This window comes from Caballeronia sp. GAFFF2 (assembly GCF_023631485.1).
Taxonomy (GTDB): domain Bacteria; phylum Pseudomonadota; class Gammaproteobacteria; order Burkholderiales; family Burkholderiaceae; genus Caballeronia.
In genome coordinates this window covers 102,363-122,559 of record NZ_JALQDA010000015.1, presented here as the reverse complement: position 1 = coordinate 122,559, position 20,197 = coordinate 102,363, and the positions used below count along the sequence as shown (strand labels likewise).

The window sequence follows — 20,197 nt, the reverse complement described above, 5'->3', positions numbered from 1 at the left end:
TTCGAACTTGCAGGCAGGAGTCCTGATATGAGCAATGATGCACGCACGGAAAGCGAAGTGACGGTGAACGCAGCGAACGCAGAAGCGTCTTCGGCCACGACGGCCGAGGCATGCCGGCGCCTGGTGCCCGTCATTCTCGCCGGCGGCTCGGGCACGCGCCTGTGGCCGATGTCCCGCGAGCAATTCCCGAAGCAACTGATCGGCATCGTTGGCCGCGATTCGCTTTTGCAAGCCACGGTCGGACGCCTCAAGGGCTTCTCCGGCAACTTCAAGGTCGAAGCCGATCCGATCATCGTGTGCGGTGAAGAGCATCGCTTCACGACGGAAGAGCAGACCCGCGAAAGCGGCGTGAACGCACGCATCATCGTCGAACCGGCACGCCGCGACACGGCGCCCGCGCTCACGCTCGCCGCGCTGCAAGCCGTGAAGGGCGGTCAGGACGCGATCATGGTGGCGATGCCCGCCGATCACTCCATCGCCGATTTGCCGGCGCTGCATCGCGCAATCGCGATTGCCGCCGAACACGCTGAGCGCGGCGTGATCGCCACGCTCGGTATTCCGCCGACGCGCCCGGATACGGGCTTCGGTTATATCCGTATCGGTCAGGCGCTCGAAGACGGCGCGCATCAGATCGACCGCTTCGTCGAAAAGCCCGCCGCCGAACTCGCCGCGCAGTACGTCGCCGCGGGCACGTACTGGTGGAACAGCGGCATCTTCGTCGTGCGCGCCAGTGTCTGGCTCGCCGCGCTCGAGAAGCTCAACATCGACATGCACTCGGCCTGCTGCGCCGCGATTTCGGAAGGCAAGGACGACGGCAAGTTCATCCGTCCGCAGGCCGCGCAATTCGGCCGCGCGCCGTCCGATTCGATCGACTACGCGGTCATGGAACACATCGGCACGCCGAGCGCGCCGTGCGAAGGCGTGGTGGTGCCGCTCGTCGCGGGCTGGTCGGACCTCGGTTCGTGGGACGCCGTGTGGGACGCGATGGACAAGGACGACTCGGGCAACGTGGCAAGCGGCCGCGTGGTGTTCGAAGGCGCGACCTCGAGCTATGCGCGCTCCGAGGGCGGCCGTCTTGTGGCCTGCGTCGGCACGACCAACATCATCGTCGTGGAAACGGATGACGCCGTGCTCGTGGCCGACCGTTCCCGCGTGCAGGACATCAAGGGTCTCGTCGCGCGTATCCGCGAGCAGCATGCGCCGGAAGCCGACACCCACCGCAAGGTGCGCCGTCCGTGGGGCTTCTACGACTCCATCGAACATGGCGAGCGGTTCCAGGTGAAGCGCATCGTCGTGACGCCGGGCGCACAGCTCTCGTTGCAGATGCATCACCATCGCGCGGAGCACTGGATCGTCGTGAGCGGCACGGCGCTCGTCACGCGTGGCGAAGAGCAGTTCCTGCTCTCGGAAAACGAATCGACCTTCATTCCGCTCGGCGTGCGTCACCGTCTGGAAAACCCGGGCAAGGTACCGCTCGAAATGATCGAAGTGCAGTCCGGCAGTTATCTCGGCGAAGACGACATCGTGCGCTTCGACGATACGTATGGCCGCAGCTGATCGACGGCGCATACGAACAAGGCAGTCTTCTTTGCAGCGGTAACCAACGACATAAAGACCGTTACGCGAAGGGAGGACAAAAGAGGCAGGTGGTGTCAGGCAACAAGCGATTGCGTTCGGGGGAATGACATGCGCGATTTACAAGGATTGCTGGCGCGTCTTTTTGACGTGGCCATGATCGTCGGCGGCGCCGCTGTGGCGTCGCAGATCCGGTTCGAGTACATAGAGGCACACGCCTATTCGGTGGCGTTCGTCGCCTTTGCGGCGGCTTTCTCGCTCGCGCTGTTTCCCGGCTTCGGCGTGTACGAATCGTGGCGCGGCCGTAGCAAGCTCATGCTCGCGTGCCAGGTCTCACTGGGCTGGCTCGTCGTGCAGGGCTGCGCACTTGCGCTGATGTTCTCGCTGCATCGCCTCGACTACGTCTCGCGCCTCTGGTTCGCCTACTGGACCGCGATGTCCGGCGCGCTTCTGATCGCCGGCCGTCTGCTCACCCATGCGGTCCTCGCCAATGTACGCAACGCCGGTCTCAACCTGCACCAGGTGGCGATCGTCGGTTGCGGCAAGCATTGCGATTCCATCGTCAGAAAGATCGACCGCACGACCGACGCCGGCTTTCGCGCCAGCGCCGCGTTCAACGCAACGCCCGGTCAGGGCCGTCTCAACACGCGTGTGCCGGTGTACGAAGACTTCGACGCGTTCGTCGACTACGTGCGTACCCAGAACGTGCATGAAGTCTGGCTCGCCTTGCCGCTCTCGGAAGAACGCACCATCCTTCGTTTCGTGAACGAGTTCCGCAACGACCTCGTCAACGTGCGTTTCATTCCCGACGTGCGCAGCCTCGCGCTCTTCGAAAGCGGTGTGACGGATCTGCTCGGCGAACCCGCCATCAATCTCGTCGCGTCGCCGTTGTCGCCCAGCGCGCTTCTGCAGAAAGAACTCTTCGACCGCGCCTTCGCGCTTGCCGCGATCATCGCCGTCGCTCCCTTGCTGATTGCCTGCGCCATCGCCGTGAAGCTGTCTTCGCGCGGTCCGGTGCTCTTCACGCAACGCCGTAAAGGCGCGGATGGCCGCGTCTTCAACATCTACAAGTTCCGTTCGATGCGCATGCACACGGAACAGGCCGGAGTGCTTCGTCAGGCCACGCGCAATGATCCGCGCGTGACTCGTGTCGGAGCGTTCCTGCGCCGTACCAGCCTCGATGAGCTGCCGCAGTTCTTCAACGTTCTGCGCGGCGACATGTCGGTCGTGGGCCCGCGTCCGCACGCACTCGAACATGACGACCTTTATCAAAAGGTCGTGTCGGGGTACATCCATCGTTACCGGATCAAGCCGGGCATCACCGGCTGGGCTCAGGTCAACGGCTTTCGCGGGGAAACCGACCGCATCGAAAAAATGGAAGGACGCGTCGCTCATGACTTGTACTACCTCGGTAATTGGTCGTTCGGACTCGATATGAGAATCATCGCCGCTACGATCTTCAAGGGACTACGCCACACCAACGCTTACTGATGCAGGGACGACCTACATGCACAACCAACAACAACCAGGCAGCATCTCCATGGCCGCCAATATCCAAATGTCGAAGTCGTCGGGCTTCCGGCTCAGCAGCCTTGCGGCGGCAGCCACGCTTTGCGTCGTGATGGCAGGCTGCGGTCTCGCACCGGGTATGAAAATGGAGAAGCCCGCGGCTCTCGTCGAAACTTCGACGGACCAGGGCGACCCGGCAACCACGGTCAACATTCCGATCACGCCGATCGATCTCTCGCTCGTGCGCAAGTTGAAGGCCGCGCAACCGTCGGCCACCGACGATCCGAACGCGAGCCTCTATGGCAAGGCGACGCCGTACAAGCTCGGCGTGGGCGACGTGCTGCAGATCACGGTATGGGATCACCCGGAACTCGTGGCCGCGCTCGGCCAACCGGCCCAGCAGACGCGTATCGCGGATGCCGCTCCCGGCTTTATCGTCGATGCGGACGGCAACTTGCAGTTCCCGTATGTGAACCGCACGCTGCACGTCGCGGGCAAGACGGAATCGCAAGTGCAGCGCGAGCTGTACTCGGAGTTGTCGAAGGTTTTCGTGAAGCCGCAGGTGACGGTGCGCGTGGCTTCGTTCCGCGCTTCGCAGGTGTATATCGACGGCGACGTGCGTACGCCCGGCTCGCAACAGATCAACGACATTCCGATGACGTTGACCGAAGCGATCGGACGCGCGGGCGGTTTCGCGACGACGGCGGACCAGAGCCGCGTCACGCTGATCCGCGATGGCGTCACGTATCACATCAACATGGCCAGCATGACCTCGAAGGGCCGCAGCCCGTCGGACATCATGCTCAAGCCGGGCGATGCGCTGCGTATCGATTCGCGCGACGAGAACGGCGTCTACGTGATGGGCGAAGTGACCAAGCCCGCCACCGTGATCCCGATGCGCAACGGCAAGCTGACCTTGTCCGACGCGATCTCGCAAGCCGGCAGCTTCAACGCCGAGACTTCGGATCCGAAGGAGCTGTACGTGATCCGCAATGGCCAGACCGATACGCCTGAAGTCTACAAGCTGGACGCGCGTTCGCCTGTGTCCATGCTGCTTGCGAACAGTTTCGAATTGCAACCGAAGGATGTCGTCTACGTGGATAACAACGGACTCGTCCGTTTCAGCCGCGTGCTTAACCTGTTGCTGCCGGCGATCAATGCAGGCCTGACCGCGGCCGTGATTACAAAGTAAGCCTCAAGACCGGTGCGCAGGGGCGCGCCGGTCCACCTTGTGCGACTTAAAGAAAGAGCGAGCGAGACCATGGCCATGAACTTTGATACACGATACTCGGACGTCTCGACCGGCGACGAGTTGCGATTATCCGACTACCTGGCCGCTGTACTGGGCAACTGGAAGCTCGTGATGACCGTGATGCTCGCGGTGGTCGCACTGGGTGCCGCGTACGCTTTCATCGCGCCGCCTACTTACAAGGCCGACGCGCTGATCCAGGTGGAAGAGTCGAATAACGCGGGCAACGCTCAAGCGAACCCCAACGCATTGCAGGCCGTCTCGCAGATGTTCGACGCGAAGTCGACCACGGCCGCGCAGATCGAACTGCTGCGCTCGCGCCTCGTCGTCGACGACACGGTGCGCCGTCTGCACCTCGACATCAGCGCGCTTCCGCACACCATGCCCTTCGTGGGCGGTGTGGTTGGCAGCGTGTTCAACATGTTCAACATGCCCATTCCCTCGGGCTACCTCTCGCGCTTTGCGTGGGGCAATGAACAGATCGACGTGCCGCTCTTCGACACGCCGAAGGAACTCTACGAAAAGAAGTTCACGCTGGTCGCCGGAGAAAACGGCACCTACGTGCTGAACGACCCGGACGGCGTTTCCATTCTCACGGGCAAGGTCGGCCAGGAAGCCGCGGGCGTGACCGCGTTCGGTCCGGTCAAGCTCAAGGTGGACAAGCTCGAAAGCCCGGCAGGCGTGCAGTTCGAACTGCAACGCTTCTCGACGCTCACGACCATCGACAATCTCCAGAAGCGTCTGACGGTGGCGGAAACGGCGCTGCAATCGGGCATCATCGGTTTGAGCCTCGAAGGCGGCAACCCGAAGGAAATCGCGCAGATCGTCAACAACATCGCTAATCGCTACGTCGCGCAGGACGCCAACAAGCGTTCCGCCGAAGCCGAGAACACGCTGTCGTTCCTCGATCAGCAGTTGCCCATTCTGAAGAAGCAACTGGACGAAGCCGAGCAGAAGTACAACACGTTCCGCAACAAGCAAGGCACCGTCGACCTTTCCGAGGAAAGCCGCCTGCTGCTGCAACAGATCGTCGATAACAAGACCAAGCTCACGGACCTGCAACAGCAACGCGCCGAACTGTCGCTGCGCTTTACGGCCAACCATCCGTCGGTGCAGGCGCTCGATGCGCAGATCGCATCGCTCACCGGCGCGCAAACGCGTCTCGGCAAGAACGTCTCGACGCTGCCGGATACCGAGCAGACCGCGCTGCGTTATCTGCGTGACGTGCGTGTCAACACCGAGCTCTACACGAACCTCCTGAACAGCGCGCAGCAACTGCGCATTGCGAAGGCCGGGCAGATTGGCAACGTGCGCGTGGTCGACTATGCGCAAGCGCCCGATGATCCTGTCCGTCCGAAGCGCGTGATCGTGATCCTGATCGCAGCCGGTATCGGCCTCGTGCTCGGCATTCTGATCGCCTTCGTGCGCAAGTCCCTGTACGGCGGTGTCGAACGTCCGGAAGAGATCGAAAAGCAACTCGGCGTGCGTGTGTTCGCCATCGTGCCGCGCAGCACCCAGCAACTGCGTCTGCAACGCAAGGTGGGCATGCGCCGCGAAGGACTGCACGTGCTTGCCGCGCAAGCGCCGGAAGATGCCGCTGTCGAAGGCATTCGCGGCCTGCGCACGTCGCTCAACCTGCAACTGGCCGATGCGCGCAACAACGTCGTGATGCTCACCGGTTCGCGTCCTGAAGCGGGCAAGTCGTTCCTTTCGGTGAATCTGGCGACGCTGGTTGCATCGACGAGAAAGCGCGTGCTTCTGATCGACGGCGACATGCGCCGTGGCGACATTCACTCGCATTTCGGCGTGCGTCATTCGCCGGGTCTGTCGGATGTGCTGATGGGCGCGGACGTGACGAGCGCGATCCTGCACGATGTCCTGCCGGGCGTGGACCTTATCACCAAGGGCTCGCTGCCTTCGCATCCGTCGGAACTGCTGGCAAGCGATCGCCTGGGCGAAGTGCTCGAGCATTTGAAGCAACTGTATGACCTCGTGATCGTCGATACCCCGCCGGTGCTGGCGGTGACCGACGCAACGGTGATCGGCAAGCATGCGGGCACGAGTCTTCTCGTCGTGCGGCATGGCAAGAATCAGGTGCAGGAAATCGGGGAAACGATGAAGCGCCTGCATCACGGCGGCGTGAACATGAAGGGCGTACTGCTCACGGATGTACCGCAATCGAAGATGTTGATGGGCAGCACCTACGCTGGCTATTACGGCTACGAAAGCATCGCAGAATAAAAACCGGACGCCGCCTGTAAGAACAATGACCGGCGCGCACCATGTGCATGGGCGCGCCAACACTCAGACCGCATACGAGAGGTTAAGCATGGACCGCAAAGTCGCTTTGATCACGGGCATCACGGGGCAAGACGGGTCGTACCTGGCCGAATTGCTGCTCGAAAAAGGCTATGAGGTGCACGGCATCAAGCGCCGTAGTTCGCTCTTCAACACTGACCGCATCGATCACCTGTATCGTGATCCGCACGATCCGGACCAGCGTCTGTTTCTGCATCACGGCGACCTTACGGATTCGACGAGCCTCGTGCGTATCATCCAGCGCGTGATGCCCGACGAAATCTATAACCTCGCGGCACAAAGCCACGTTGCGGTGTCGTTCGAGGAACCGGAATACACGGCCAACGCCGACGGTCTCGGGGCGCTGCGTATTCTCGAAGCCATCCGCATTCTCGGCCTCGAAAAGAAGACGCGTTTCTATCAGGCATCGACTTCCGAACTCTATGGTCTCGTGCAGGAAATTCCCCAGCGCGAAACCACGCCGTTCTATCCGCGCAGCCCCTATGCGGTCGCGAAGCTCTACGCCTACTGGATCACGGTGAACTACCGCGAAGCGTATGGCATGTATGCATGCAACGGCATTCTGTTCAACCACGAATCGCCGGTGCGCGGCGAGACTTTCGTCACGCGCAAGATCACGCGTGCCATCGCGCGTATCGCGGTCGGCATGCAGGACGATCTGTACCTCGGCAACATGTCCGCGCTGCGCGACTGGGGCCATGCGCGCGACTACGTCGAGATGCAATGGATGATGCTGCAGCAAGAGCAGCCGGAAGACTTCGTGATTGCAACGGGCGTGCAATACAGCGTGCGTGAATTCGTGCAACAGGCAGCGGCCGAACTCGGCGTGCACGTGCGCTTCGAAGGCGAGGGCGTGGATGAAGTGGGTATCGTCGATCGAGTGGAAGGCCGCGAGACGAAGCTGAAGCCGGGTCAGGTGATCGTGCGCGTCGATCCGCGCTACTTCCGTCCGACCGAAGTGGAAACGCTGCTCGGCGATCCGTCGAAGGCGCATGCCAAGCTCGGCTGGCGTCCGCAGACCACCTTCCAGACGCTCGTCAAGGAGATGGTGCGCGCGGACTATCAGATTGCCCGACGCGACGCACTCGTCACGCTCGCCGGTTTCAAGGCCCTGGAACATCACGAGTAAAGCGCATGGACAAGCACGCACGCATTTTCGTGGCGGGACATCGCGGCATGGTGGGCTCGGCGCTGGTGCGCCGGCTCAATAAGGCCGGCTACCGCAACATCGTGACGCGCACGAAGGCGCATCTCGATCTCACCGACCAGGGCGCGGTGAACCTGTTCTTCGAGGAAGAGCATATCGACGTGGTGTTTCTCGCGGCGGCGCGCGTAGGGGGCATCCTCGCGAATTCGACGATGCCCGCCTCGTTCATCTACGAGAACCTAGCGATCCAGACCAACGTGATCCACGCGGCCTGCCGCTGGAACGTGAGCAAGCTCGTGTTCTTCGGTTCGTCGTGCATCTACCCGAAGGCCTGCCCGCAGCCGATCAAGGAAGAATATCTCCTGCAATCGGCGCTTGAGCCGACCAACGAAGCCTATGCGATTGCGAAGATCGCGGGCCTCAAGATGTGCGAGGCGTACAACCGTCAGTACGGCACGAAGTTCGTCTCGGTCATGCCGACGAATCTCTACGGCCCGAACGACAACTACGACCTGAAGAGCAGTCACGTGCTGCCCGCGCTGATTCGCAAGGCGCACGAAGCGAAGCAACGAGGGGATGCGACATTGCCGGTCTGGGGATCGGGCACGCCGCGTCGCGAGTTCCTGCATGTCGACGATCTCGCCGATGCCGCGACCTTCCTCATGGAAAGCGACATCAGCGAAGGCGTATTCAACGTCGGGACAGGTGAAGACCTGACCATCCGCGAACTCGCGCATACGATTTGTCGAGTGGTCGGCTTCGACGGTCAACTCGAGTTCGATGCCAGCAAGCCCGACGGCACGCCGCGCAAGCTGCTCGATGTTTCAAAGCTCGAAGGCATGGGATGGAAGGCGTCGATCGCACTGGAAGAAGGCATCCGCGCGACGTACGGGGACTTCCTCTCGCGTGACGAATCGATGCAAACGCCGGTCGCCGCATAGCCAGCCGCGAACATATCGAATCCTTTCCAAAGGACGCAAAAGAAATGTCAGCATCAGTGACCATTTTTCATAACGTCGTGTGGTCGCGGCATAAAGGCGAAGTTTTGTCCGCGTTGCATAACATCTCGGGGTCCGGCTCTATTCGTTATTCGATGGTGCAGATCGCGGATACGGAGCACGATCGCATCGGCTTTTCCGATGTCGACTATTCGTTCCACCGCTACCCGATGAGAAAGCTATACAGCGGCTGCTATGAAGACGTGCCGACCTGGCGCATGACCATGCGTCTCACTTGGGAAGTGCTCAAGGCGAAGTCCGATCTCGTGGTTTTGCCGGGGTATCACCGTCCGGAATATTGGGCGATGATGGCCGCGTGCATCCTCACCGGAAAGCGCCGCGCCGTGTTCTGCGATTCGACTGCACGTGACAATCCGCGCCGCATGTTGACCTCCATTCCGAAGCGCGTGTTCTTCGCGCTGTGCGACGGTTACTTCGCTTTCGGTACGCGCAGCCGCGAGTATCTGATGTCGCTCGGTGCGAAGCAGGAGAACATTTTCATCCCTTGTCAGGCTGCCGCGCTGCCGCGTTCGTTTTCACCGAAGACGGTGGGTGATGACCGGCTTCTACATCGGCAAGGCAACAAGCCGGTGTTCCTCTATGTCGGACGTCTGTCTGCCGAGAAGGGCATCGATACGCTGGTCGAAGCGTTCAGTACGCTCAAGAAGAGCGTGCCGGATGCCCAGCTGCGTATCGTGGGTACGGGCCCGCTCGGGGACGCGTTGAAGCAGCAAGTGAAAGAGGCTGGTCTCGAGGAATCCGTGCAGTTTCTCGGCAGTCTGCAAGACGCGCCACTGTCGCGCGAGTATTTCAGCGCGACGTGCATGGTGTTGCCGAGCCGGCGTGAACCGTGGGGTCTCGTCACGAACGAAGCATTGAGTCATGGTTGTCCGGTCATCGTCAGCGAAAGCTGCGGCTGCGTTCCGGAACTCGTGGTGGAAGGGGTATCGGGTTACTCCTTCCCTGCGGGCGATGTGGCGGCCTTGCATCGCACGATGCTCAAGTCGTTGGAAGCGTTCGCCGATACGGCGGGCACGGCGAGCCGTTGCACCGATGTGATTCAGCGCTTCGATCCGCCCACGGCGGCTGCCAATATCGCGCGAGGCTGCGCGCTCTTGCTGACCAACTAAGCGGGTGGCAAAAGCGGGACGGTAGATGGAGGAAGACGCACACAGGTAGTGAAGAGACGCTGCCAGACGCGCGGTCCTGCGCGCCTGGTGGCTGGCGCCTTGCCGGACGCGAAAGCCGTTCGGAGCGAAAGGCGCGTTAGTCGGGCGAGGGACCAAATGAGAATACTGATCTACGGGCTGAATTACGCGCCCGAGCTGACGGGAACCGGCAAGTACACGGCAGAGATGGCAGAAGCACTGGCCGCGGGCGGCCACGAAGTGCGCGTCGTCTGCGCGCCGCCATACTACCCGGAGTGGAAGGTCGGCGAGGGGTATCGAAGCTGGCTTCATCGTATCGAGTCACGCAAGGGCGTGCGTGTATGGCGCGCGCCGCTATGGGTGCCCAAGAAGCCTAGCGGCGCAAAGCGCATGTTGCATCTTGCGTCGTTCGCGCTGGCGTCCATGCCCGCGCTCGCGGCGCACGTGGCGTGGCGTCCGCATATCGTAATGAGCATTGCACCGAGCCTCGCCAACGCGCCTGGCGCACTTGCGTTGGCACGTCTGACCGGCGCGCGTTCATGGCTGCATATCCAGGATTTCGAGGTCGATGCCGCCTTCGATCTCGGCCTGCTCAAGAACGCGCGCGCCAGCCGCATGGCGCTCGGCTTCGAACGCTGGCTGATGAAGCACTTCGACGTGGTCTCGTCGATTTCCGACAAGATGGTCGATCGCGCGGTGAGGAAGGGCGTGGAGCTGACGCGCGTGTTCCATCTGCCCAACTGGGTCGATACCGGCGCGATCTTTCCGCTCGATCGTCCGAGCGAGTTTCGTCGTGAACTCGGGATCGGAGAACATACGGGCGTGGTGCTCTATTCGGGCAACATGGGCGCGAAGCAAGGCCTCGAAGTATTGGCCGATGCCGCCGCCGCACTAGCATCGCGCGATGACATCGTCTTCGTGTTTTGCGGTAACGGCGCGACCAAGGCGGAATTGCAGAAGCGTTGCGCGGGTCTCAAGAACACGCGCTTCATGTGCCTTCAGCCGGTTGAGCGTCTGAACGAACTGCTCAATCTCGCCGATGTTCACGTGCTTCCGCAACGCGGCGATGTCGCCGATCTCGTGATGCCTTCGAAGCTCACCGGCATGTTCGCCAGTTCACGCGCCGTGATTGCCATGGCGCATGGCGGCACGGAACTCTACGAAGCCGTCAATGGACGTGGCGTCGTGATCAAGCCGGAGAGCGCGAAGGACCTGACCGATGCGATAGAAATGCTGATCGGCGACCCGGAGTTACGGGCTTCGCATGGCGAGCAAGGACGGCTCTTCGCACAAGAACGTCTGTCGCCGGCTTCCGTGTTTGCACGCCTCGAAGACCGCTTGATCTCGCTCATCGGCAAGCCGGTTCCGCATGCGGCGCCGGTGCGGATCAAGGAAGCGGCTGCGCGGCCGGCGGATACGGATATGTTTATCGAGCGTGCACCTGTCGTCGAGAAGATCGAATAGCAGAGCATCGCGCTGGCTGTTTCACGTGACTTGCAAGGGTTCGTCTTTCATCGAAGACGAACCCTTGTGTTTTTAGTAGGGCGACTTGTAGATGTCTCTGGCGCGCGCGGGATTGGCCGGAGGCTTGAGTCCCGCCGGCGTGGGATAGAGCGTGGCCGCCGCGCCTTGCGGCATCAACATGGCCTTGGCGGTGGCTGCATCGTTTCTTCGACCCGTTGCCCGCAACTGCGCACCCGCACCGGGATTGCCGACATAGCCGTTCTGCTGGGCCAGCAACTTGTCGGTGGGCGAGATGCCCTCAGTGGTCTGCCCGTTCGTGATGGGTCCGCGCTTACCACCTTTGCCGTTGGTCGGCGCGCCATACGGGTCCGAATACGTCGATGGACTTCCGAGCAAGTCCATCTCACCCGCGCCGCCCGCGGCCTGACCGTTGCTCATGGCGGCATCGGCGAAATTGCCTGCATGTGCAAAGGGCGCCGCGGCGAACGCGGTCGCGGCGATGAGCGGGAATAGCACTACACGTAGCGCGTTTTTCATCGAAATCTCCAAAACGGTAGTGCGAAGTTTCCGCAAGTCGGCAGGTGATTGTCTGGTCGCAAGACCTCATTCGGTGCGCTTCCTGCATCGATTCGGTGAACCCGGATACAACGCATGCAACGAATAAATCGGACATGAAAACAGGATATGGCGCGGAACCGATCACTACCGCCAAAAGCCCTGCAGATGCGGCCATTCGTGTATTAGCGCACGCGGGCTCGTGCACCCTTCGCCGATAATCAACCTACCGTATGCGCCTGAGCCGCGCTGCATAGGCATGCTTTCCCTGGCAACGGGCGGGCGGCATGCAGGCATCTCGAGCAATCATGCTTATCAGAAAAGGTAAGACGAGTACGCCTTGAAGCGTACCTAAGGACAAGGCCAAACACGAGTCGCCAGAAAACAAAAGCGCGCTCGATGACAGGCACCGTGCGACAAGCGCTGCACAGCAATGAATCGGCAGTATGCGGGCAGCTGGGCGAGTAGTGAAGCGGAGTGACTGGGGCGGGGGTTCCTAATGGACAGAGCGATCGAAGAGCGTGGCATCGGCGCGGCCAGAAATGGCAACGCTGGCGAGACTGCCACACGGCGCGCGACGGCGTCGGGCAAGGTCATCGACCTGTCGCTCGCGGGTCCCGGCAACTTCGTTGCGAAGCGCGGCTTTCTGACCGAGCTCGTGTGGTTCTTCATCGAAGCATGCTTCATCAATAACAAGCTCATTCCGGTCTCGTTTGTGCGCGTGGCGCTTCTACGCGCATTCGGCGCGCGTATCGGCAGCAACTGCCGCATGCCGCATCCCATTCGCGTGAAGGCGCCGTGGAATCTCGAGGTCGGCGACAACTGCTGGTTCGGCGTCGATGCCTGGATCTACAACCAGACCACGATTCGCATCGGCTCCAACGTCTGCATCTCGCAGGGCGCGTTTCTCACTACCGGCTCGCACGACGTGGGCGGCAACATGGACTTGCAGGTCGCACCGATCGTGATCGAAGACGGCGTCTGGATCACTTCGAAATGCGTGGTGCAGATGGGCGTGACCATCGGGCGCTCGGCAGTCGTCACACCGCTTTCCGTCGTACATCGTTCGCTCGATGCGGAAGGCGTGTATGGCGGCAACCCAGTGCGCTTCATCAAAAAACGCTTCCCTGCATGAGTTTTATCGCGGTCGCGCGCTTCGTGATCGACGCGGCCCGGTCGTTTTTGAAAGCACAAGACATCTGAGGCACGGAGACAAAGCGCGCGCGGCGTGATGCGGGCATGTGATGCCGCGTATCACGGCGGGCTTTCGTGAACCGACAGCGAAGGAGACTTGCAAGCTCATGCGGAGCCCTGCGGCAGCACACGCGAACAAGCGCGAATAGCGCGTATATGGCGTACAGGGCGCCGTCGGGATCGTTCGAATCCGGCAAGAAGATGCGTCGCCAAGACGAGCGACGCCTCGCAACCGGATGCGGCGTTTGGACAACGGGTCAGGGGCGCGGTGCATTGCCGGCAACATGGCACACCGCTTAAGCACGAGTAAGAAGGAGCACGGGGCATGTTCATTGACAGCCGAAGCGTAGAGCAAGGCGCGGTAATCGATACCACGGTCTGCATCGTCGGGGCGGGGGTGGCCGGCATCACGCTGGCGCTCGAACTCGAAAGGCAGGGCATCGACGCGTGCCTCCTGGAAAGCGGCGGGTACAAAGCGGACGACGAAACGCGCGATCTGTATCGCGGCGAGAACGTCGGCGTGCCGTACGAGTTCGCCGATGGTTGCCGCAGCCGCTTTCTCGGCGGCAGCAGCAATTGCTGGGGCGGCTGGTGCCGTCCGCTCGATCCGTGGGATTTCGAAAAGCGCGACTGGGTGAAAGACAGCGGCTGGCCTTTCAGCCTGGACGAGTTGCGCCCTTACTATGCGCGCACGCATCAACTGCTGCAGCTCGGCGAGAATAATTTCGATCCGGCCTACTGGGAAGCGGCGATTCATCGTTCGGATGTCAAGCGTCATCCATTCCCGACGGGCAAGGTGCGCGACACGATCTCGCAGTTCAGCCCGCCGGTGCGCTTCGGCAAGGTGTATCGCAAGCATCTGCTCGATGCGAAGAACGTGCGCGTGATGCTGTACGCGAACGCGATGAACATCGACACCGACACCGACGCACGCACCGTCACGAAGATCGATATCGGCACCATCAGCGGCCGGCGCTTTGCGATTCGCGCGAAGGTCTTCGTGCTCGCGACAGGCGGTATCGAAAACGCGCGTCTGTTGTTGTCGTCGAACAAGGTGCAGAAGGCGGGTCTCGGCAACGGCAACGATCTGGTGGGCCGTTACTTCATGGACCATCCGCGCATCATGTCGGCGAAGGTGAACTTCAAGAAGGAATGGGCGCGCAACAAGCTCTACGACATCAAGTATCACTATCAGAACAAGGCGGTCTCGGCGCACGGTACGTTCATCTCTTCGCAATTCGCGCTCACGCAGTCCGTGCTGGAACGCGAGAAGCTCCTGAACGCGCGCTCGTGGTTCTATTCGGTGTTCCGTGGTGAGAACACCGAGGGTTCCGAAGCGTTGATCCGCGCGAAACAGGCCATGCTCAAGAAGGATCAGCCGGGCTACAGCATGGCGGGCGACCTCATGACCATGATGGCGCATCCCGTCGATACCGCGTGCTTCGGTCTTGCGCGTCTGTTGCAACCGCGTTCGCTCATCACCGAAGTGAAGATTCAGACGATCGTGGAAGCGGAGCCGAATCGCGACAGCCGCGTGACGCTCTCGGCGCAGAAAGACGCGCTCGGAATGAATCGCGTGTCGGTGGACTGGCAAGTGACCGAGCTCGTGAAGCGCACCTTCGATCGCACGGTGACGCTTCTTGCCGAGGAACTGAAGCGCGGCGGCGTGGCCGACGTGGAGCTCGACGAGCCGCTCGAAGGCAAGCCGTGGCCCGCGCAGCTCGAAGGCACATGGCATCACATGGGCACGACGCGCATGCACGACTCGGAAAAGGAAGGCGTGGTCGATCGCAACCTGAAGATTCACGGCATGAGCAACCTGTATGTGGCGGGCAGCTCGGTGTTCCCGACGGTTGGCGCAAACTTCCCGACCATCACGATCGCCGCGATGACCCTGCGTCTCGGTAGCCATCTCGGCCGCATGCTGAAGAACGATGAAAGCACGCCGGCAGCGACGCTCGTCTCTTCGTCCGGCACGCCGCTCAAGGGTATCGTCACCGAGGAAATGCCGATGGCCGCATCGGCCATGCATATGCCGGGTGATCTGAGCAAGGCGTGAGGCAGGGCAGCAGCACCTGAAGCGCAAAACGCCGCCGGTCGTCGAGGACCGGCGGCGTTTCGTTTTGATGCGTGCGAGCGGGCATCGCTATAATCGCCGTCCACACCCGGCTTTTTTAGGTATATCGCTCGTGAAACTGCTTATCGCCCTGACACTTGCCCAGCTCTTGCTCGTAGCCTGCTCGTTCTCCGAAACCGAAGCGCAGAAGGCTGGGCGCTTCACGCGCACCGAGCAATCGCTCGAAGAGGCGCAGCGCAACGCGACCGTCGAATGCAACGACGCGGCGCAATGCGACGCGGCCTGGAAGCTGACGAAGACGTATGTGGAAAAAAGTTCGAAGGAACGTCTGTTGCGCGCGGACGATGTCGCGATCGACACCGACATGCCTTCAGGCTCAGGCAAGCCGGTCTATTCGGCGACGCGCACGGCGAAGGGCAGTGGCGCAACCATCGTGCTATATGCGCAATGCCGCGACATGTACGGCGAAGAGCGCACCGTGGGCTCGGACTACAACGGCTGCGCGGAAAAGATCATCGCCACGCAGAACGGCTTCGTCGATTACCTGAAGGCCAATCTGGTCGCGAAATAAGCACGCATCAACCGGCTTGCCGCTTCAAACGCAAGGCATCGGTCCTGCCGCCGCGCGGTCCCGCCGTTTCGCGCAGCACGCGGACGAGATCCTTCGACATGGCGTCGACATGAAAGCGTTGCATGAAGGTCTTGAGCGCTTGCTCGCGCATGGCTTCGACCTTGGCGGTATCCATGCGCAGCCAGGTCGATAACGCATCGGCGGCGCCCTCGACGGTATCGGTCGTCACGATTCCCGCGCCGTCTTCTTTCACTTCGCGCCAGATGTTGACCTTGTCGGAGATCAGCACCGGCAAGCGCGAACCCAGCGCTTCCGCAACCGCAATGCCGAAGTTCTCCTGATGCGAAGGCAGCGCGAAGACATCGCTCGTGCGAAACGCGCCCCACTTCAAGTCACCACTTAGCATGCCGGTCCACGTCATGCGAGTCTCGATGCCAAGTTCCTTGGCGAGCGTACGCAGATTGGCGGCGAACTCGCCGTCGTCGGGACCGGCCATCACGAGATGCGCGTTCGTGTCGATATCGCGCACGTTGGCGAACGCCTTCAGCAGCAAGTCGCAGCCTTTTTTCTCGTGAATACGGCCGAGAAACAGAATGGTGCGCTTGCCCGCGAGTTGCGGAAACTTCGCCAGGAACGCTTCGCGCAACGCGGTGGAATCGGCGGGCGGCGGGCGCGTGCCGAACGCGACCACTTCCTCATTCGCGCGATACAGTTTGAACGACTCGCGTGCAAGCAGTCGCTCTTCCTGCGTCGTGAACAGCACGCGGCGCGCATCGCGCAGGACGCGATATTCGGCCCACGGCCAATAGAGGCTTTTCTTCAGATGCTTGAGCGGATACGTGCGCTTGAACCACGGATCGAGCATGCCGTGCGGAAACACGTAATAGGGCACGCTGCTGTCGCGCAGAGCATTCCACGTGCCGTAGCCGTGATACTGCCAGAGACCGTTGACGATCACGGCATCGAAGCGCGTTGCGTGTTCCTTGAGCCACGGCACGAGCTTCGGCGTGAGTCCGTAGAAGCCGCGCACCGGACCCAACGCATGAAGACGCAGGGGAAAACTCGCGAGCCACGGTGCATCGGGTGCGTCGAGTGAGACCACTTCGATCTCATGGCCCATCGTCTGCATGCTGATGCCGCTTTGCAGCACGCCTTCGATGGGACCGCCCGCGCGTGGATCGACAGTGGAAAGCAGATGCAGAATCTTCATGGCGTATGAAATGGCTCGTGTCAGGCGGACGGCGCGAAGGTGCTCGCGCCCGGCGGCGAATCGCGCCGGCCGTCGTCATGATGACCATGCGTGAGGCCCGGTGCGTGCGATGCGTGCGTCGGCAAGGCATCGGGCGTGGGCTCGAAAAACGGCTGCATGTCGGGATGCACGGGACCGAAGGGACTTCTGAACGATGGCCGCGGCGCCGCCGTCTCAGCCGCACGCGTGCGCAATGCATGAGCGATGCGCGCATAGGCGGCGACCAGCAGACCGAGCGCGACGCCGAACACGATGCCCGAGAAACGGTTGCCGAGTGGATTGCCGCCCACCGACGTCGCGGGCAGCGAGGCGACCACGAGCAACGCGCGTCCGAGCACCGGCAGATACATCACATCCGGCGCGCGATGCTTCCATGCGCGATACGCCATGGAGCCGCGATAGAGCGCCCACAGCAACGCGATCGGCAACGCAATACCGAACATGATGCCGCCCGCGAAGAACTGATAGACCCAGAAGTTGTGGCCGGCCGCCCATTCCTTGATCGCGTAGAAATCCTTCTTGGTCATCTGACCGGCGAGGTCCGGCAGATACGTCGGCGAATAGCGATAGTCGTGACCGTATCCGAGACCGACCGCGACGGAGAGTGGCGAGGCCATCGTCTGATCGTATTGATCCTTCATCTCGGCAAGGCGCGTGATGGTGGTCGGATCGCGGCCGGACTCCGTGTCTTTCGAGAACGACATGCGCTGCGCCCAGTGCTCGGCAACACTGGGGAAGAACGCGGCAGACGCGGCCACCATCGCGCCGAGAAGCGCCGCGATCATGACCGCGCGCAAGCCGGCCGTGAAGAGATGGCGGATGGACGGCGCGGCAAGCCAGGTCGCATAAATGAACAGCAGGATGGTGCCGACGAGCAGACTGCGCGTCACGCTGAGCAGTTCGATCACGACGGTGCCGAGAAACAGCAACGCGGTGAACTTAGTGACGCGCCGCGCGATGACGAACTCATGCAGCAACAGTCCTTGCAAGCAGAGGAACGTCACGGAGACGATGCGAAAGCGCACGCTGTCGAGGCCGCCGCCGGTTGCCATGCCGTAGGCGAAGCTGAAGACGAGCGAGGCGATCATCGACCAGTACATTGCGCGTTCGATCTGTTCGAGACGCTGAGAGTCCCACGGACGGCATGCGACGAAATAGCCGAGCAGCATCAGGAGGAACGGCAGAATCACGCGCATGTAGTTGCCGGAGTCGTTGCCCTGCAACACCTGCGTGGCGATACTGCCGACCATGGTGAGCATGAAGAGCGACGTGATGACCGTGCGCAGCCGCGAGCGATAAGCAAAGCGCGGTCCGATCAGCATAAGCGCGATGGCGGCGCCGATGGAAGGCACGGTGAGAAGAATCTGGATGGCCTTGCTGGCTGTCTCGGCGGCCTTGAAGTCGAAAGCGAGCGGCAGCAGGAAGAGCCAGATCCAGACGACGGCGAACTTGTTGCGCATGGCGTTCTCTTTAGATCGCAAAGCTCTTCGAGCTTCATATCCTCGCGGCGTCTGCCGCTGCATACCCGGAAAGCCTGAGTCGCGTTTCGTTTCGTGATGCTGTTGATGGATGCGACGGTTCCGGGAGCCCCGTATTTGTGGGTCGAATATATCAGCGGGTTTTCGAGCATGCCGTCGCGGCGGCGTTTTGCGACTAGCGTTAGGCGCGAAACGACGGACGCCCATGTGCGCCGCACCACGCTCGCCGTGAGCGCTTAAAGACATTGTTGCCGAGCGCGCATACGAGATTCGCCGATGTCGGCTAACTGCGCGATTCTGGCGGATCGCAACGATAGTCTGGACCGATTATTGGACAGCCGCGATGCTCGTTCTTCGTGCACGAGCGTGCGTGCGCGCGCCGTCGACGGGACAGTCAAATGCGGCGTCAACTACAACAGAAAGACCTTCGCAGAAGGGGGAAGACATGAGCCTGTTCGGCGTGCCGCGCATTCAGGGAGCGAGTCGCTCGATCGAGCTCGACTTCATCCGGGGTCTCGCGATCATCGCGGTGATGGGATATCACTTCCATTCGTATCCCACGGGTAGCGCGTTTATCGCGGCGATCGAGTATCCGCTCAAGAGCTTCGGGCACGAAGGCGTGAATCTGTTCTTCACGCTGAGCGGCTATCTCGTCGGCGGATTGCTGCTCAGGCAATACGCGCAAGAGGAACGTATCGATGCGGGGCGCTTCATCGTGCGTCGGATCTTCAAGATCTGGCCTGCTTATTACGCGCTGATTCTGTTTCATGTGGTGGCGGGACGGCATCCGACCGATACCTTCCTCGTGCAGAACCTCACGCACATGCAGAACTTCTTTGGTTCGTCGATTGCACAGACCTGGAGTCTTGCCGTCGAAGAGCATTTCTATCTGTTCCTGCCGTTGCTTCTGATCGTGCTGGCGCGGTGGCGTGCGGATTTCAAGACTATTCTTGCCGTACTGGGATCGATCTGCGTGGTGGTGTTGGTTGCACGAAGTATCGCGGTTTATAACGGGCATCTCGAGGAGACCTTCTTCTATACGCAGTACCGCATCGACAGCTTGCTGTTCGGCGTGATGCTCGCGACCGTTCGTTGGCTCAAGCCGAATATCTATCGTTCGATTGCGGCGCAAAAGCACTTGCTGATCGCGATGGTCGTCGGCGTCGTGTTATGGCTCGTCTTCGGAACGCGCAACGTGGCGCTCGATCAGAGCATCGGCTATACGATCCAGGCGATCGGATTCTGCGCGCTCATCGTGCTGACGCTCGAATATTCGAAGTCGACCAGGCAGAGCATGATTTATCGCGTGATCGGATGGATCGGGGTGTATTCATACGGCATCTATCTTTGGCATTCGCTGGCGCTGGCTCCGGGCGACATGCTCATTCGCCGGGCCGCGGCGCTGCATGTGCCGGCCATTCCCGCTTGGTTCGCAATCATGGGCGCGCAGTTCGCTATTGCCATCGTCGTAGGATACGTGACCACGCGCGCTGTCGAGTTTCCGTTCTTGAGGATTCGGGACGCGCTCTTTCCGGCGAAGCGGAAGGCGGAGGTGCCGGTTTCGGCGGTTGAGCCGCAGGCTTGATTGGCTTACGGGAGCAAGAAAAAAGAAGCCGCCTTTCGTGAGGAAAGGCGGCTTCTCTCGTTGATGCACCGCAAAACGC

The 20,197-nt window shown here is 61.4% G+C and carries 15 protein-coding genes; 12 read left to right on the top strand and 3 right to left on the bottom strand.

Annotated features, from left to right (window positions below):
• Positions 1-27 precede the first annotated feature (27 nt).
• From NCT04_RS11215 to NCT04_RS11180, 8 genes are all read left to right on the top strand, one after another.
• Positions 28-1,557: a mannose-1-phosphate guanylyltransferase/mannose-6-phosphate isomerase gene (locus tag NCT04_RS11215; RefSeq protein WP_244826048.1), complete on the top strand. Its 1,530-nt coding sequence runs from the start codon at positions 28-30 to the stop codon at positions 1,555-1,557.
• Between the two features lie 129 nt (positions 1,558-1,686).
• The gene (locus NCT04_RS11210) at positions 1,687-3,066 is read left to right on the top strand and encodes an undecaprenyl-phosphate glucose phosphotransferase (RefSeq protein ID WP_250465406.1); all 1,380 of its coding nucleotides are present in this window, start codon (positions 1,687-1,689) and stop codon (positions 3,064-3,066) included.
• A gap of 16 nt (positions 3,067-3,082) precedes the next feature.
• Positions 3,083-4,276 (top strand): polysaccharide biosynthesis/export family protein, encoded by a 1,194-nt coding sequence (locus NCT04_RS11205; protein ID WP_409014955.1) that lies wholly within the window; start codon positions 3,083-3,085, stop codon positions 4,274-4,276.
• A 69-nt stretch (positions 4,277-4,345) separates the two neighbouring features.
• Positions 4,346-6,574: a polysaccharide biosynthesis tyrosine autokinase gene (locus tag NCT04_RS11200; protein ID WP_244826043.1), complete on the top strand. Its 2,229-nt coding sequence runs from the start codon at positions 4,346-4,348 to the stop codon at positions 6,572-6,574.
• 88 nt (positions 6,575-6,662) lie between these two features.
• The gene (gmd, locus tag NCT04_RS11195; RefSeq protein WP_244826041.1) at positions 6,663-7,781 is read left to right on the top strand and encodes a GDP-mannose 4,6-dehydratase; all 1,119 of its coding nucleotides are present in this window, start codon (positions 6,663-6,665) and stop codon (positions 7,779-7,781) included.
• Between the two features lie 5 nt (positions 7,782-7,786).
• Positions 7,787-8,740: a GDP-L-fucose synthase family protein gene (locus NCT04_RS11190; protein ID WP_244826040.1), complete on the top strand. Its 954-nt coding sequence runs from the start codon at positions 7,787-7,789 to the stop codon at positions 8,738-8,740.
• Between the two features lie 44 nt (positions 8,741-8,784).
• Positions 8,785-9,927 carry a glycosyltransferase family 4 protein gene (locus NCT04_RS11185; RefSeq protein WP_250465405.1) on the top strand — a complete coding sequence of 381 codons (1,143 nt, stop codon included), beginning with the start codon at positions 8,785-8,787 and terminating at the stop codon, positions 9,925-9,927.
• Between the two features lie 156 nt (positions 9,928-10,083).
• Positions 10,084-11,409 carry a glycosyltransferase WbuB gene (locus NCT04_RS11180; RefSeq protein WP_250465403.1) on the top strand — a complete coding sequence of 442 codons (1,326 nt, stop codon included), beginning with the start codon at positions 10,084-10,086 and terminating at the stop codon, positions 11,407-11,409.
• A gap of 72 nt (positions 11,410-11,481) precedes the next feature.
• Here NCT04_RS11180 and NCT04_RS11175 read toward each other — a convergent pair whose 3' ends face one another.
• Positions 11,482-11,946: a hypothetical protein gene (locus NCT04_RS11175; protein ID WP_250465401.1), complete on the bottom strand. Its 465-nt coding sequence runs from the start codon at positions 11,944-11,946 to the stop codon at positions 11,482-11,484.
• 517 nt (positions 11,947-12,463) lie between these two features.
• Here NCT04_RS11175 and NCT04_RS11170 point away from each other — a divergent pair.
• From NCT04_RS11170 to NCT04_RS11160, 3 genes are all read left to right on the top strand, one after another.
• A complete protein-coding gene (locus tag NCT04_RS11170) occupies positions 12,464-13,099 on the top strand; it encodes a DapH/DapD/GlmU-related protein (RefSeq protein WP_250465400.1) in 636 nt (211 codons plus the stop codon).
• A 384-nt stretch (positions 13,100-13,483) separates the two neighbouring features.
• The gene (locus NCT04_RS11165; protein ID WP_244826035.1) at positions 13,484-15,217 is read left to right on the top strand and encodes an FAD-dependent oxidoreductase; all 1,734 of its coding nucleotides are present in this window, start codon (positions 13,484-13,486) and stop codon (positions 15,215-15,217) included.
• Between the two features lie 130 nt (positions 15,218-15,347).
• Complete coding sequence (locus tag NCT04_RS11160; RefSeq protein WP_244826034.1) at positions 15,348-15,806, top strand: hypothetical protein; 459 nt, start codon at positions 15,348-15,350, stop codon at positions 15,804-15,806.
• A gap of 7 nt (positions 15,807-15,813) precedes the next feature.
• On the opposite strand, the gene NCT04_RS11155 is transcribed toward NCT04_RS11160, so the two are convergent.
• Together NCT04_RS11155 and NCT04_RS11150 are read right to left on the bottom strand one after the other, a co-directional pair.
• Positions 15,814-17,016 carry a glycosyltransferase gene (locus NCT04_RS11155; protein WP_250465398.1) on the bottom strand — a complete coding sequence of 401 codons (1,203 nt, stop codon included), beginning with the start codon at positions 17,014-17,016 and terminating at the stop codon, positions 15,814-15,816.
• A gap of 20 nt (positions 17,017-17,036) precedes the next feature.
• Positions 17,037-18,515, bottom strand: coding sequence for an O-antigen ligase family protein (locus tag NCT04_RS11150; protein ID WP_250465396.1), 1,479 nt, complete (start codon positions 18,513-18,515; stop codon positions 17,037-17,039).
• 463 nt (positions 18,516-18,978) lie between these two features.
• Between NCT04_RS11150 and NCT04_RS11145 the strand changes: the two genes are divergently transcribed.
• Positions 18,979-20,118, top strand: coding sequence for an acyltransferase family protein (locus NCT04_RS11145; RefSeq protein WP_250465395.1), 1,140 nt, complete (start codon positions 18,979-18,981; stop codon positions 20,116-20,118).
• Positions 20,119-20,197: the final 79 nt, after the last annotated feature.